Source organism: Devosia sp. 63-57, from assembly GCF_001899045.1.
GTDB classification, from domain to species: Bacteria; Pseudomonadota; Alphaproteobacteria; order Rhizobiales; family Devosiaceae; genus Devosia; species Devosia equisanguinis.
The window spans coordinates 1,681,331-1,695,598 of sequence record NZ_MKUY01000005.1 but is presented as its reverse complement, the minus strand read 5'-3'; the positions used below and the strand labels follow the sequence as shown (position 1 = coordinate 1,695,598).

13 protein-coding genes are annotated in these 14,268 nt (G+C 62.6%); 3 read left to right on the top strand and 10 right to left on the bottom strand.

What is annotated here, in order from left to right:
* Position 1 precedes the first annotated feature (1 nt).
* From BGO80_RS16390 to BGO80_RS16380, 3 genes are all read left to right on the top strand, one after another.
* Entirely contained in the window at positions 2 to 3,343 is a 3,342-nt protein-coding gene (locus BGO80_RS16390) for an efflux RND transporter permease subunit (protein WP_286722341.1), read from the top strand.
* 109 nt (positions 3,344 to 3,452) lie between these two features.
* Positions 3,453 to 3,692 carry a type II toxin-antitoxin system Phd/YefM family antitoxin gene (locus BGO80_RS16385; RefSeq protein ID WP_286722339.1) on the top strand — a complete coding sequence of 80 codons (240 nt, stop codon included), beginning with the start codon at positions 3,453 to 3,455 and terminating at the stop codon, positions 3,690 to 3,692.
* Positions 3,693 to 3,695: 3 nt separating this feature from the next.
* Positions 3,696 to 4,082 carry a type II toxin-antitoxin system death-on-curing family toxin gene (locus BGO80_RS16380; protein WP_286722337.1) on the top strand — a complete coding sequence of 129 codons (387 nt, stop codon included), beginning with the start codon at positions 3,696 to 3,698 and terminating at the stop codon, positions 4,080 to 4,082.
* On the opposite strand, the gene BGO80_RS16375 is transcribed toward BGO80_RS16380, so the two are convergent.
* The 10 genes from BGO80_RS16375 to cysS form a co-directional block, all read right to left on the bottom strand.
* Complete coding sequence (locus tag BGO80_RS16375) at positions 4,072 to 4,560, bottom strand: GNAT family N-acetyltransferase (RefSeq protein WP_286722335.1); 489 nt, start codon at positions 4,558 to 4,560, stop codon at positions 4,072 to 4,074. The genes BGO80_RS16380 and BGO80_RS16375 overlap by 11 nt on opposite strands.
* A gap of 129 nt (positions 4,561 to 4,689) precedes the next feature.
* Positions 4,690 to 6,585, bottom strand: coding sequence for an ABCB family ABC transporter ATP-binding protein/permease (locus tag BGO80_RS16370; protein ID WP_286722333.1), 1,896 nt, complete (start codon positions 6,583 to 6,585; stop codon positions 4,690 to 4,692).
* Positions 6,585 to 6,905, bottom strand: a complete 321-nt coding sequence (locus BGO80_RS16365) for an ArsR/SmtB family transcription factor (protein ID WP_286722332.1) — start codon at positions 6,903 to 6,905, stop codon at positions 6,585 to 6,587. The genes BGO80_RS16370 and BGO80_RS16365 overlap by 1 nt, the downstream gene beginning before the upstream one ends.
* A 109-nt stretch (positions 6,906 to 7,014) precedes the next feature.
* Positions 7,015 to 9,009, bottom strand: coding sequence for a LysM peptidoglycan-binding domain-containing protein (locus BGO80_RS16360; RefSeq protein WP_286722331.1), 1,995 nt, complete (start codon positions 9,007 to 9,009; stop codon positions 7,015 to 7,017).
* 120 nt (positions 9,010 to 9,129) lie between these two features.
* Positions 9,130 to 10,737 carry a citramalate synthase gene (cimA, locus tag BGO80_RS16355; protein ID WP_286722330.1) on the bottom strand — a complete coding sequence of 536 codons (1,608 nt, stop codon included), beginning with the start codon at positions 10,735 to 10,737 and terminating at the stop codon, positions 9,130 to 9,132.
* Positions 10,738 to 10,760: 23 nt separating this feature from the next.
* Complete coding sequence (locus tag BGO80_RS16350; protein WP_126150740.1) at positions 10,761 to 11,240, bottom strand: GFA family protein; 480 nt, start codon at positions 11,238 to 11,240, stop codon at positions 10,761 to 10,763.
* Positions 11,233 to 11,712, bottom strand: coding sequence for a GFA family protein (locus BGO80_RS16345; RefSeq protein WP_126150741.1), 480 nt, complete (start codon positions 11,710 to 11,712; stop codon positions 11,233 to 11,235). The genes BGO80_RS16350 and BGO80_RS16345 overlap by 8 nt, the downstream gene beginning before the upstream one ends.
* Positions 11,702 to 12,082 (bottom strand): VOC family protein, encoded by a 381-nt coding sequence (locus tag BGO80_RS16340; protein ID WP_286722328.1) that lies wholly within the window; start codon positions 12,080 to 12,082, stop codon positions 11,702 to 11,704. Before BGO80_RS16340 ends, BGO80_RS16345 begins: the two co-directional genes overlap by 11 nt.
* 118 nt (positions 12,083 to 12,200) lie before the next feature.
* Positions 12,201 to 12,590, bottom strand: coding sequence for an endonuclease domain-containing protein (locus BGO80_RS16335; protein ID WP_223214198.1), 390 nt, complete (start codon positions 12,588 to 12,590; stop codon positions 12,201 to 12,203).
* 120 nt (positions 12,591 to 12,710) lie between these two features.
* A complete protein-coding gene (gene cysS, locus BGO80_RS16330; protein ID WP_286722326.1) occupies positions 12,711 to 14,090 on the bottom strand; it encodes a cysteine--tRNA ligase in 1,380 nt (459 codons plus the stop codon).
* Between the last annotated feature and the right edge of the window lie 178 nt (positions 14,091 to 14,268).

Sequence of the window (14,268 nt, the reverse complement as noted above, 5' to 3'; positions counted from 1 at the left end):
CATGCTCGATTTCATCGAAAAAATACTCAGGATGCCGCGAGTCGTCCTGACGGTCATGGTGCTGCTGCTGACCGCTGGCACCGCAGCCTATGTGTCGATGCCCAAGGAGAGTTTCCCGGCCATCGACGTGCCTTATCTCTACGTCTCGATCAGCCAGACCGGCGTGTCGCCCCGCGACGCAGAAAACCTCCTGGCCAAGCCGGCGGAAGAAGAGCTGGCTAACCTGCCGGGGCTGCAGAATATCAGCTCCACCTCGACCACCGGGCATGCCTCGGTGTTCCTCGAATTCGACATCAATACCGACAAGGACAAGGCGCTGGCCGACACCCGCGCCAAGATGGACGCGGTCAAGGCCAAACTGCCGGACGACGCCACCGATCCCAGCGTCAACGAAATCGACCTGGTGGGCCAGCCGATCATTTCGGTGGCCATATATGGTTCGGCGCCGGAGAAGGAAATGGTGCGCCGCGCCAAGCAGCTGCAGGACGCACTCGAAGGCATCGGCGAAGTGCGCGAAGCCAAGCTCTCCGGCTCGCGCAAGGAGCAGCTGGAAGTCCGTGTCGACCTGCTGCGCCTCGAAACCTATGGCCTGACCGCCGGACAGCTGTTCGACGCGCTGGCCCGCAACAACATGGTCGTGCCCGGCGGCACGATCAACACCGGACAGGGCTCGTTCAACATCGAGGTGCCGGGGCTTATCACCACGGCCGAGGACGTCTATGCGCTGCCGCTGAAAACCGATGGCAATACCATCGTCACCTTCGGCGATGTGGCGACCATCACGCGCACGCTGGCCGACGCGACCGAATATACCCAGGTCAATGGCTCTCCTGCCCTGATCCTGGGCATTTCCAAGAAGCTCGGCACCAACATCATCGACGTGTCGGACAAGGTCCGCGCGACCACCGAGGAAGTGGCCAAGGACTGGCCGAGCGGGGTGACCTACTCGTTCTTCCTCGACCAGGCCGAAACCACGACCAGCCTGTTCCGTTCGCTGGAAGCGGCGGTGCTGACGGCCGTGGCGCTGGTGCTGATCACCTGCGTGGCGACGCTCGGCGTGCGCCCTGCCCTGATGATCGGCCTTTCCATTCCGCTGTCGTTCATGATGGCCTTCCTCGTCGCCGATATGCTGGGCATGACCATCAACATGATGGTGATGTTCGGACTGGTGATCGCGGTAGGCGTCCTTGTGGACGACCCCGTCGTGGTGGTCGAATATGCCGAGCGAAAGCTGATGGAAGGCGTTCCGAAGAAGGAAGCCTTCATCATGGCCATGCGCAAGATGTTCGTGCCCGTGGTGGGCGCGACGGCCACGACGCTGGGCGCCTTCGTGCCGCTGCTGTTCTGGCCGGGTATCATCGGCAAGTTCATGAGCTATCTGCCGATGATCGTGATCATCGTCATGATCGCCTCCTTCATCTCGGCCCTGATCTTCATGCCGGTGATCGGCTCGGTGATCGCCTCGACCCATGTGGACGAGAAGGCGAAGGCCAAGGCCGATATCGTCATGTATCCCGACAAGTTCGACGTCAAAAAAGTCGGCGGCCTGACCGGGCTCTATGTTCGCGTCATGGACAAGCTGCTGCATTGGCCGTTGCCGACGCTGGCGGTGGGTTTCGGCATTATCGCGGTCATCTTTGCCACCTATGCCGCCAATCCGACCGGCACCGAAGCCTTCCCGGCGTCCGAACCGGAATTCGCGACGGTGGCCGTGGTCGGGCGTGGCAACTACTCGCCCGAAGAAATCCGCGACATGCTGGTGGAGATCGAAGATCAGCTGATCCAGGTTCCGGGCGTGCAGGACGTGATCATGCAGTTCGGCTCGACCGGCGCGTTCGGCACCACACCGCCCGACACGATCGGCAATTTCCAGCTGCAGCTGACCAACTGGAACCATCGCGTGCCGGCCGAGACGATCTTCGCCGAAATCCGCCAGCGCGTGGCCGGCTTTGCCGGTCTCGACATCCAGGTGCTGGCGGCGGAGAACGGTCCGCCTGCTGGCAAGGACATCAATATGCGGGTCGAAAGCACCAGCTATGACGACCTGGTTCCGGCGGTCACCGCGATCCGCAACCATCTCGCCAGCTGGCCGGAAGTGGTCGACCTCGAAGACGGTCGCCCCTCCCCCGGCATCGACTGGCAGATCACCATCGACCGTGTTGAGGCCGGCAAATATGGCATCGGCGTGCGCGAACTGGCGCCCTATGTGCAGCTGATCACCTCCGGCGTGAAACTGGGCACCTATCGTGACGCGGAAACCGGCGACGAGCTGGATATCCGGGTGCGGCTGCCCAAGGACGAGCGGACCTTCGACGCGCTCGACTCCATGCGTATCGCCACGGCACAGGGGCTGATCCCGGTCAGCAACTTCATCGAGCGCAAGGCCGTACCGAAGGTGGCGACCATCCAGCGTCGCAACCAGGTCTATACGATGAACGTGGCTGCGGGCCTCGTGAACCTGCCCGAGGGCGTCTATGCCGCCGACAAGGTGAAGGAACTGCAGACCTGGATCGGCGAGCAGGGCTTCCCAGAACGCGTGAAGGTGACCTTCGGCGGCGCCGAGGAGCAGATGGGCGATGCCAACGCATTCATTGTCCAGGCCTTCGGCATGGCTATGGCGTTGATCTTCTTCATCCTGCTGCTCGAGTACAACAGCTTCTACCAGGTGATGGTGACGCTCTCGACGGTGATCATGTCGGTGGCCGGCGTGCTTTTGGGCATGCTGATCACCGGGATGACCTTCTCGGCCATCATGACCGGTCTCGGCATCGTGGCGTTGGCGGGTATCGTGGTGAAGAACGGCATCGTGTTGATCGACACCTATAACGACTATCACCGCCATCAACAGGTGGAGGCGGTCAAGGCTATGCTCTTGACCGTGAGCCAGCGCGTGCGGCCGGTGCTGCTCACCGCCTTCCTCACGGCGCTGGGCGTGATCCCGATGTGGGCGAATGTGGAGTTCGACTTCATCCGCCGCGAGATCGTCATTGGCGGTCTTGCAGGGTCGTGGTTCATCCATCTGTCGGCGGCGCTGGTATCGGGCCTGTTCTTCTCGACGGCGCTGACGCTGATCATGGTGCCGGTGATGATCACCGCGCCTACCGTGATGTGGAAGCAGATCAGGTGGCTGGGCGGGCTCTTTGCGGCGCTGGGCGGGCTGATCGCCAGCCCCTTCCGCCGCAAGCCGGCCATGGCGGCCCCTGCCGGTTTCGACGGCATGGCCGTGGAAGTGCCCGAGGAAGCCGATGGCGCCAAGCGCTATATCGTCTCCAAGGAGGCGGGGCTGGTGGAAAAGGAAGCCAATGGCGTGACGGTGGTCAGTCGCAGGGATGCGGCGGAGTAGACGTACAGCAATTGTCAAATGTGCAAGAGGCCCGCACATGCGGGCCTCTTGCTTTTATAACTAAAATAGCTAAGTTCATGATTAGCTAATTCAGCTAAAGGAGCCAACTATGGGTACGATGTCGGCAACCGAAGCGAAAAACAAGTTTGGCCAGATGCTGGAAATGGCGAAGGTGGAACCTGTGCGTGTGCAGAAAAATGGCCGCGATGTCGGGGTGATGTTATCGCCGGAGCAGTATGCTGCTTTACAGGCCGCCAATATCCAACCGCGCGTCAACCCCTTGGTGCAAAAACTGCATAAAAATAGCCTTTCTCGCTGGGGCAAGGTTTACGAGGCACTGGCAAAATAGCCTATGTCTTCTCGCATCTATCTCACCTTGGATGACGTGCTGTGGATTCATGAAGAGCAAATTCGTGAATATGGCGGGGCCGCGGGCGTGCGAGACGCAGGATTGATTGAATCCGCGTTGCTCCGACCTCAGACAGGCTATTATTCCGATCTTGTAGAGGAAGCGTCGGCGCTTTGGGAAAGTCTGGCCATGAACCATGGCTTCATTGACGGCAATAAGCGGGTTGGTTTCGCCTGTACGATCATTTTTCTCGCAGCCAACGGCTTGGAGCCAACCGGCTCTGAGCAGGAGTGGATAGATTTTATCTACTCAAACCTTGAAGCTGGAACGTTCCGCAAGGATATACTGGAAGCTTGGCTGCGAGAGCATTCAGCGCCACTTAAGACCTGATTTGGCCAGTTTCGAACGCATACAGCCGCCAATCGTCGTCATCGAAATGGATATCTCGGGACTTAGGTCGGCGACTGACTAAGGCTTGACGCCAAAACGTCTGGGCGGCCTTGTTGGCATGCGGCACGGCGATATGCCAGTCTCCGATATGTGCGGCGAGAGCTAAGTCAAGGGCGGCCTTGCCAGCGCCCTGCCTGCGATAAGCTTTCAGCACGAAGAACTCGGCCATGAAGTTGCAGGGACTGCGGCCAGTGAGCGGGCATTCCTCTATCACCAGCGCGAAGCCGGCAATCTCTTCGCCCAACATGATGAAATAGGGATGTTGCCAGAAGCGGTCGAGAAAACCGTATTCGTAGCGGCCATCCGCGCCCACCGGGAACGGCATGAACTCGGTCATGTCGTGGAGGTAAAGCTGGATGAGGTTGGCGATGACGGGCTTTTCGTCGATGGTGGCAGGGCGGAGAGCGATAGAGTTCATGGGGGCAGCATAGCTTCGCGATCCGACTTATCTACCCTACTGAGTTGTCCCCGCGAAAGCGGGGAACTAAAAAGGCAGATAGATTACCGCTTTCGCGGGAATGACCCGCTGTTGAACTCAGCGCTTTGTCTACTCCGCTGCCGGCGTGCCGCGGCGGACGAAGCCGTCTGGGTCGTTCTGGGTGCGGGCGAGGAGTTCTTCCGCTTCAGTGGCCTCGCGCTGGCGGTTCCACATCTGGGCGTAGAGGCCGTCCTGCGCCAGAAGCTCATAGTGATTGCCGCGTTCGGCCACCAGGCCCTCGCGCAGAACCAGGATTTCGTCGGCATTGACGACGGTGGACAGCCGGTGGGCGATGACCACAGTAGTGCGATTGCGCGAGACCTCGTCGAGAGCCTGCTGGATATCGCGCTCGGTCTTGGTGTCGAGCGCCGAGGTGGCCTCGTCGAGAATGAGGATGGAGGGCGACTTGAGGATGGTGCGGGCGATTGCCACGCGCTGTTTCTCGCCACCAGAAAGTTTCAGGCCACGCTCGCCGACGGGCGTATCGTAGCCCTTGGGCAGCGCATCGATGAAATCGCCGACCTGGGCCATGCGTGCTGCCTCGCGCACCTCATCCATGGAGGCGCCGGGGCGGCCGTACTGGATATTGTAGCCGATGGTGTCATTGAACAGCACGGTGTCCTGCGGGACCATGCCGATGGCCGAGCGCAGGCTCTCCTGCGTCACGTCGCGAAGGTCCTGACCGTCAATGGTGATGCGGCCACCTGTGACGTCATAGAAGCGGAACAGCAGGCGCGAAATGGTGGACTTGCCGGCCCCGGTCGGGCCGACAATGGCAACGGTCTTGCCGGCCGGCACCTCGAAGCTGACGCCCTTGAGGATGGGGCGATCGGGGTCATAGTGGAAGGTAACATTCTCAAAGCGGATGACCGGGCCGGAAACGGAAAGCGGCCTGGCTTCGGGCTTGTCGACGATTTCCGGGTCCTGATCGAGCAGCTTGAACATCTCTTCGATATCGGTGAGGCCCTGCCGAAGTTCGCGATAGACAAAACCGATGAAGTTGAGTGGCCGGTAGATCTGCATCAGGAAGGTGTTGAGCAGCACGAAGTCGCCGAGGGTAAGCGTCTTATTCATGACCCCGACGATGGCCATGATCGAGATGATCAGGAAACCGCCATAGAAGATGACCGCCTGGCCGAAATTGAGGAAGCCGAGCGAGGTCCAGATGCGGATGGCCGAGCGCTCATAGCCGGCCATGGATGCGTCGTAGCGCTCCGCCTCCATCTTCTCATTGGCGAAGTATTTCACGGTCTCGAAATTGAGCAGGCTGTCGATAGCCTTGCCATTGGCATCGGTGTCGGAATTGTTCATGTCCCGACGGATGGCGATGCGCCAGTTCGAGGCCTTGATGGTGAAATAGAGATAGGCCCAAATCATCACCACTAGAACGCCGAGATAGCTGACGCCGAAGAGCCAGACGAAAATGATGGCGACGACGACGAATTCGACGATGGTGGGGGCGATATTGAGCATGGCGAAACGGACGACCGTCTCGATGCCCTTGGTGCCGCGCTCGATAACACGGGAAAGGCCACCGGTACGCCGCTGCAGATGGAAGCGCAGCGAGAGGCGATGCATGTGGTGGAAGGTTTCGAGCGCCAGCTTGCGCACCGCATGCTGACCAACACTGGCGAAGAGCACGTCGCGCAATTGCTGGAAGCCGGCATCGATGACGTTGCCCAGCGCATAGGCGATGACAAGCGCGATCGGCACAGCCAGACCCAGGATCAGTGCGCCATTGGCGCCGGAACCGTCGAGGCTATCGATGATGCCCTTATAGGCGAAGGGCACGAGCGTGGTGGCCACCTTGCTGGCCAGCAGCGCCGCAATGGCGAGGATGACGCGGAGCTTCAGATCGGCCCGGTCGGCCGGCCACATATAGGCCCAGAGATTGCGAACGGTAGCGAATACCGAGCCCTCGTCCGCGCTGACGGACGGCTTCTTTTCAGCATTGTTCTGAGACATCAGGCCAGTTCCGCTTCCTGGGGGACCGCGAGCGGCGTCAGACCCTGGAGCAGGCCGCCAAAGGCGACGCCCAGTTCGGACAGCCGGTCATGGCGGATACAATAGCGATTGCGCGTGCCATGCGGCTTGCGCTCGATCAGCCCGGCATCGAGCAGCACCTTGATGTGCTGAGAGACGGTGGACTGGGCCAGAGGCAGGGATTCGGTCACGTCGGCGCAACAGCACTGACCCTGCTGCTGGGTGGCAAGGATGCGCAGAATATTGAGCCGGACCGGGTGGCCAAAAGCTCTCATGATGGTGGCAATGTCGTCGTCGCGCATCTCTAGGGGGCCAGTTGATCGCATAATTACGATAGAAGATGGGGAGGATTGGCCGCAAGGTCAATCCCAATGGAGAAACGGCGCCTCGCGGCGCCGTTTTTTTGCTGGGTTACTGGCCGGTGGGCAGATCGAACACCTGGCCTGGATAGATGCGATGCGGATCGCGGATCTGGCCGGTATTGGCCTCGTAGATCGTGGTGTACTTGATGCCTTCGCCATAGACACGGCGGGCGATGGTCCAGAGATTGTCGCCGCGACGAATGATGGCCTTGCCGGCGGCGAAGCGCTGGGCGTCGGGATCGCCGACCGACACCGCCACCAGAGTGGGCACAGCCGGTTGCGGCTGGGCGGCAGGGACCGGCGCTGCCGTTGCAGGCGCAGGCTCGGATGCGGTGGCAGGCGACGACGGAGCGGGCGGAGCACTGGCAGGCTCGGCCGGCGGTGCGGCCGGAGCCGTTTCAGGCTGCGGCGCTGCTAGCGCGGGCTGTGCCGCCGGCGTGGCTGCCGCGGGCGCGGCGGCAGGGGCCTGCTGTACAGACGGTGCCGTCGCCGGAACTTCTGGCGGAGGCACCGCTGGCTCCTGCTGGCTGGAGGCCGGGGCAGCGGGCGCTGACAGCGCGGGCTGCGTCGGCACGGCCGATGCCGATTGGGCCGGCGCGGCAGTGGCTTCGCCGCTCGCTGGCGCTTCGGCCGGCGCGGCAGCGGGCGCAGTGGCTGCGGGTTGGGGCGCGGGCGCAGCAGGCGCCACAGGGGCGTCGGCGACGGCAATGGACGGCTGCTCGGTTTCGGGCAGTTGGACCACGAAATCCACCTCGGCGCGCGACAGCACGGTGGCGGAGCCGGGCTGCAGCAGGTCTGCACGGATGCGCTGGCTCGGCTTGCTCAGCACCGAACCGGCTTCGACCAGCCAGCGGCCATTGTCGACGACGGCATCGGCAATATGCACATCATCGACATAGAGCCGGATGATGCCGCCATTGGGACCGCCGCCTGCGAAGAAGGTGCGCGCACCTTCGATTTCGATGGCGTCGATGGTGGTAACGGTGTCGGCCAATGCTGGTGGCGCGACAGGAGGCGCAACTTCCGGCTGCGGCGCGACCGCGGCCGTCTGGGGCGCCACCTCGGTGGTGGTGGCGGCGGGGGCAGATTCCGGCTCCGGTTCCAGCTGCGGCGTGGCGGCAGCGGTTTCGGTCGCTGCCGGCGTTGCAGGTTCAGGCGTCGGCGCAGCTTGCTCTGCGGGAGCGGCAGGCGCAGTGCTTTCCGGCGCGGCAACGGCCGGGGTCGGCGTTGCTGCGGCAGCCTCAGGCGGCGCAGCAGGCGGCGCGGCAATAGCGGTCTGGACCGGCGTGCCGGCGGCCGGCGGAGCAGGCGTTTCTGTGGTGGGTGCAGCGGCGGGCTCGCTCGCGGGTGCCGCCGGCTCGCTGGCCGGCGGGGTCGCGACTGGCGGTGTTGCAGCGGGCGCAGCCGGCGTGGCAAGCGGAGCCATTGCGGTCTCGATGGGCTGTTCCGGCGTGCGGATCAGGCCCTGGAGAATTTCACTGGCCTGGCCGGGTGCGCTGGCAACCACAAGCGGCTGGGTGGTCTTGTCGTCGTGGATGACGACAACGAAGGAATCCGGAGACTGGCCGGTCTTGCCCTTTTCGCCGAGGGTAATTTCGACGCCGCCGGTGGGCAGCGGCGCGTCGGGCACAAGCACCCAATCGCCCGAAGTTTCGACGGTGGCGCGGCCGAGAAGCGAGCCATTGAGATAGACTTCAACCTCGCTGCCGGGCGTGCCGCTGCCGGCGATGACGACGGAGCCATCGGGCTCGGCCCGCAACAGGCCAAAGGTGGCGGCGACGACATCGGCAGGCGCCATTGCGGTCTGGGTCGGCTCGGCGACGTCGAGCGCGGGGGCCTCGGTGACTTCGCCTTGGGCGGGTGCAACGGCCGGTGTCTCAGCGGCCGGTTCGGCCGGCGCTTCGGTCTCGGCAATCTCGGTAGCGGGCGGCGGCGGGAAGAGGCCGGCATCGACCATCTTGCCACGCAGGCACTGGCCCATGCCGTCGGGGCTGTTGAAGCAGGTAACGACGGACGGACCGGTGAGGACACCGAGGACAACCAACAGAGTTGCAGCTGCCGCTCCGATAGTCAGAGCTAGAGGACGTTTCGGAGCAGTGTCGGCCAGTTTACCCTCCCGGCGATGAACAGACGGTCGTATGGACCGATGGATTTTTCTACTGCGCTAGTCCGCCGAATCCTGTGCCGCGTCAGTCTTCAACAGCTTGTAGGTGATTGATTCATACAGAGCTTCAAACGAGGCATCAATGATATTGGGGGAGACGCCGATGGTGACCCAGCGCTCGCCGCTGCCATCGCGGCTTTCGACCAGTACACGGGTGACCGCGCCCGTGCCGCCGTCCAGGATACGCACCTTGAAATCGACCAGCTCGAGATCTTCGATGCGGCGCGAATAGATGCCCAGATCCTTGCGCAATGCCAGGTCCAGCGCATTGACCGGACCATTGCCTTCGGCAACCGACATCAGAAGTTCGCCGGCCACGCGGATCTTGACCACGGCCTCGGTGACGGTGATCTCCTCGCCCTGGGCATTATGGCGCCGCTCGACCATTGCCCGGTAATTCTCGACATCGAAAAAGTTCGGCAAGGTGCCGAGCACCCGCCGCGCCAGCACCGCAAAGGACGCGTCGGCGCCGTCATAGGAATAGCCGCGCGCCTCGCGCTCCTTGACGGTCGCGAGGAGCTTTTCGAGGCGCGGATCGTCTTTTTCTAGGGTGATGTGGTGCCGCGCCAGGGCTGTGAGCAGATTGGATTTGCCGGCCTGCTGACTGACCATGATCGAACGTTCATTGCCGACGCTTTCGGGCGGCACATGCTCATAGGTGGAAAAATCCTTGAGCAAAGCCGACGCATGGATGCCGGCCTTGGTGGCGAAGGCGGAGGCGCCGACATAGGGCGCCTGTCGAGCGGGCGCACGATTGAGCCGGTCATCGAAGGCACGGGAAATGTGGGTCAGACGCTCCAGCTGCGCGGGCGTGATGCCGGTTTCGAATCGCTCAGCATAGTAGGGTTTTAGCACCAGGGTCGGGATCAGCGTCACCAGATTGGTATTGCCGCAGCGTTCGCCGAGGCCATTGAGCGTCCCCTGCACCTGGCGCACGCCGGCCTCCACGGCAGCCAGCGCATTGGCAACGGCCTGGCCGGTATCGTCGTGCGGGTGGATGCCAAGACGGTCGCCCGGAGCGATCTTCAGCACCGCGCCGACGATTTCGCGGATTTCAGACGGCATGGTGCCGCCATTGGTGTCGCAGAGCACCACCCAGCGGGCACCGGCGTCAAGAGCGGTTTGTACGCAGGCCAGTGCATAGGAGGGGTTGGCCTTGTAGCCATCGAAAAAGTGTTCGAGGTCGATCAGCGCTTCCTTGCCGGCGGTGATGGCGGTGCGCACCGTGTCGGCAATGCCTTCGAGGTGCTCGTCTGTGGTCGAGCCCAGCGCCAGCTCGACCTGATAATCCCAGGCCTTGGCCACGAAGCAGGTGGCGTCGGCGGCCGATTGGGTGAGGCCCATGACGCCCGGATCATTGGCAGCGGAGCGCCCTGCCCGCTTGGTCATGCCGAAGGCGGTGAACACAGCCTTTTTCGTGCGGCGACGCTCGAAAAAGCTGGTGTCGACCGGATTGGCACCGGGATAGCCGCCTTCGATATAGTCGACGCCAAGATCCTCGAGCAGGCCGATAATGGCGATCTTGTCCTCGAGCGAGAACTCGATGCCGGCGGTCTGGGCACCATCGCGCAGAGTGGTGTCGAAGAGATAAAGGCGTTCACGGGACATGGGCGGGGGCCTAACTCGGATGCTTACTTGGGTGGCCAGACAGATGTGTCGTGGTCGGGATGCTGGTGGTTGGTGGACTTGATGAAGGCTGCGGTTTCGGGATGCCGTTCCTCGGTCGGCGCGACATCGGGAAGCGCGCCAAGGCCATTGGCCCAGTTCAGGCGGCTTTCGGTACCGTGCTGGTCCTTAGGCGGGAAGGCTTCTGGATGGTCGAGCGAGCCGATGGAGACGCTCATCCAGTCGCCATCAATATAGGCAAAGCTCAGGGGCGTACCGCAATCGCGGCAAAAACCGCGCTCGACCTGATCGGACGAACGGAACAGGGCGATTTCGCCGCGCGTCACCGTGAAGGTTTGCATTGGGCCGCCGACCAGCGGGGCATAGAAAGCGCCGAAGGCTTTCTGGCACATGCGGCAATGGCAGATGTGGGCGCCTTGCGGCTTCTGGCTGAACACATAGCGCACCGCGCCACACTGGCAGCCGCCGGACCAGGCTTCACTCATCGTCTTCTCCGCGCGGCGGCCAGTCGGCCGTGTCGTGATCGGGATGCTGGTTGGAATGGATGCCGGCCATGAAATCGCGCCACTCGTCGCTGACGTCATGGCGTTCGGGCAGCGTGCTGAGGCCGGCAAAGAAGGGCTGGCGATCGTGAAGATTCACCTGGATTTCCGGGGCGGCGACAGTGGGTTCGTCGAAGGCACCGATGGCCAGTTCCAGCCCGAAGCGCGTCTCATAGGCAAGTGGGGTGCCGCAATCGCCGCAAAAGGCGCGGCGGGCGGCATTGGAGGACTGGAACCATTTGGGCTCGCCGCGGGTCCAGACCGCGTTATGGGCGGTGACAAGGGGGCCAAAAAAGCCGCCAAAGGCCTTTTGGCACATGCGGCAATGGCAGATGGACGGGCGACCCAAACGGGTCACCCTGAATCGCACGGCGCCGCATTGGCAGCCTCCGGTATGGGCTTCTCTATCCACCATGAAATACCGCCTCGACATTGTTGCCATCGGGATCGATCACGAACGCACCGTAATAGTGCTCGTGGTATTGCGGACGCGGACCGGGCCCGCCATTGTCCTTGCCGCCGGAAGCCATGGCCGCGGCATAGAAAGCGTCGACTTCGGCCGTGGACTTGGCAACGAAGGCATAGTGGCGGCCGGGACCGACATCCTGGCTTTCGGTCAGCCAGAAATCGGGCTTGTCCTTGCCATAGCCGCCAACCTTGACGCCGCCGGTATATTCCACCGGCACTTCAGCCAGGAGGGTGTAGCCGAGCGGGGCGAAAGCAGCGTCGTAAAAAGCCTTGGACTTGGCCCAGTCAGCGACGAGGATACCGGTGTGATCGATCATTTCAATGTCTCCTTTGGTGTGGAGACATCGGTTGATCGCGAAACCGTGACAGGGGGTGTCAGGAGGACTGCTGACAGTTCACAGACATGGCAGATGGCGGTTCTGGAAGGCCGGTTTGTCATGGCTTGCCGCCCTGCAGCTCAGACCAGATAAGCTCCGCAACCCCTTGCGGGCGGGCCAGAATGTCGTGGTTCCACAAGCGAAGCAGCCGAAAGCCACGGCGAGACAGCTCAGCATCTCGTATCAAATCGCGGGCACTCTCGGCGTGTTGCAACCCATCGGCCTCAATGACCAGCTTGGATGCATAGCAGACGAAGTCAGCGACATATGGGCCGATAGGCACCTGACGTCGGAACTTGAAGCCCAAGAAACGACGATCACGCAAAAGAAGCCAAAGCGCCTGCTCCGCCTCCGTAGGCTTGCGGCGCATGGAACGGGCGAAATTCCGAAGCCTGGTGGACTGGCTGGCAAGGTCCCCCTCATCCGCCCTTTGGGCACCTTCTCCCACGAGGGGAGAAGGGCGCGCGGTGGCCGGTCTGTGCGCGGTGGTCCCCTCTCCCCTTGTGGGAGAGGGTGGATCGGCCAAGGGCCGAGACGGGTGAGGGGTTTTATCCGCTTGCGCAGACATCTACCGCTTAACCTCCCACTTGGTCTGGCGCTGACCGGCTTCGTCCTTGTAGTCCATCAAGGCGATGCCCTGCTCGGCAAGATCGTTGCGGATGCGGTCGGCTTCGGCGAAGTCTTTGGCGTTGAGGGCGGCGAGGCGGGCGGCGATCTGGGTGGCGACGGTGTCGTCCACAGCAACATCACGCTTTACCGTGATGCCCATGAGGGCGGCCAAGGCGAGACCATCTGCGGCGCGGCCTTCTTCCAGGATCAGGGTGTGGATGCGGTTGATCACGGCGGGCGTGTCGAGATCGTCGACCAAGCGCTCGACGAGATCACTCGAAAGCTGGGCTGCTGGCTCGGCATCGCCCGCGGCACGTTCCCAGCGTTCGAGCAGCGTCAATGCCTCTTCCAGCCTCCTCACCGTAAAATCGATCGGCTCGCGGTAGCTCGTCATCAGCATGGCCAGGCGCAGGACTTCGCCGGGCCATTTGCGACCGCCGAAGTCTTCGGTTTCGAGCAGCTGGTGGATGGTGAAGAAGTTGCCCAGGGATTTGGACATCTTCTGGCCTTCCACCATCAGGAAACCGTTATGCATCCAGACATTGGCCATGGCGTGGGAGCCATGAGCGCAACGGGACTGGGCGATTTCGTTTTCGTGGTGCGGGAAGATGAGGTCGAGCCCGCCGCCGTGAATGTCGAAGGTCTTGCCGAGATAGCGCTCGGACATGGCAGAGCACTCGATATGCCAGCCGGGGCGGCCGCGGCCCCAGGGGCTGTCCCAGCCGGGTTCTTCGGGCGAGGACAGTTTCCAGAGCACGAAATCGGCCGGGTCTTCCTTGTGGGCATCGACCGCAATGCGGGCGCCGGCAAGGTTGTCTTCGAGGTTGCGCCCCGAGAGCTGGCCATAATCGGGCATGGAGCGGGTGCGGAACAGCACTTCGCCGCCGGCCGCATAGGCGTGGCTGCGCTGGATCAGCGTGCCGATCATGGCCTGCATCTCATCGATGTTTTCGGTGGCGCGCGGCTGCACGCTAGGCTCGAGGCAGCCGAGCGCGGCGACGTCCTTCTGATATTGGGCAGCCGTAGTTTCAGTAACCTTGCGGATGGCCTCGTTCAGCGGCAGGTCGGGATGGTCGCGCAGGGCGCGGGCGTTGATCTTGTCATCCACGTCGGTGATGTTGCGCACATAGGTGACGTGCTCGGGTCCATAGACGTGGCGCAGGACGCGGAACAGCAGGTCGAAGACGATGGCAGCGCGGCCATTGCCGATATGGGCGAAGTCGTAAACCGTGGGGCCGCAGGCATAGAGGCGCACATTGGTCGCATCCATGGGCACGAAGGGCGCCTTGGAGCGGGTGAGCGTATTGTAGAGGCTGATCTGCGGCTTTGCCGTGGTCATAAAGGCTTCCTGTGGCCAGACATAAATGTGCCCTGGCGGGGGAGCCTCTATCCGTTTTGACTATCGGGATGTAGAAGACCACTCCGCCAACGCTTGGGTTAGCAGCTAATAATGCAGCAGGTAATGGTGCACTTGGTCTTCATGGAGCCGGAGATTGACCGGGCGAGGACAAGAAAGC

Excerpts from the sequence above, each read along its gene's own strand:
- BGO80_RS16390 (WP_286722341.1), top strand. The coding sequence starts at position 2 with ATGCTCGATTTCATCGAAAAAATACTCAGGATGCCGCGAGTCGTCCTG.
- BGO80_RS16385 (WP_286722339.1), top strand. The coding sequence starts at position 3,453 with ATGGGTACGATGTCGGCAACCGAAGCGAAAAACAAGTTTGGCCAGATG.
- BGO80_RS16380 (WP_286722337.1), top strand. The coding sequence starts at position 3,696 with ATGTCTTCTCGCATCTATCTCACCTTGGATGACGTGCTGTGGATTCAT.
- BGO80_RS16375 (WP_286722335.1), bottom strand. The coding sequence starts at position 4,560 with ATGAACTCTATCGCTCTCCGCCCTGCCACCATCGACGAAAAGCCCGTC.
- BGO80_RS16370 (WP_286722333.1), bottom strand. The coding sequence starts at position 6,585 with ATGTCTCAGAACAATGCTGAAAAGAAGCCGTCCGTCAGCGCGGACGAG.
- BGO80_RS16365 (WP_286722332.1), bottom strand. The coding sequence starts at position 6,905 with ATGCGCGACGACGACATTGCCACCATCATGAGAGCTTTTGGCCACCCG.
- cimA (WP_286722330.1), bottom strand. The coding sequence starts at position 10,737 with ATGTCCCGTGAACGCCTTTATCTCTTCGACACCACTCTGCGCGATGGT.
- BGO80_RS16350 (WP_126150740.1), bottom strand. The coding sequence starts at position 11,240 with ATGAGTGAAGCCTGGTCCGGCGGCTGCCAGTGTGGCGCGGTGCGCTAT.
- BGO80_RS16345 (WP_126150741.1), bottom strand. The coding sequence starts at position 11,712 with ATGGTGGATAGAGAAGCCCATACCGGAGGCTGCCAATGCGGCGCCGTG.
- BGO80_RS16340 (WP_286722328.1), bottom strand. The coding sequence starts at position 12,082 with ATGATCGATCACACCGGTATCCTCGTCGCTGACTGGGCCAAGTCCAAG.
- cysS (WP_286722326.1), bottom strand. The coding sequence starts at position 14,090 with ATGACCACGGCAAAGCCGCAGATCAGCCTCTACAATACGCTCACCCGC.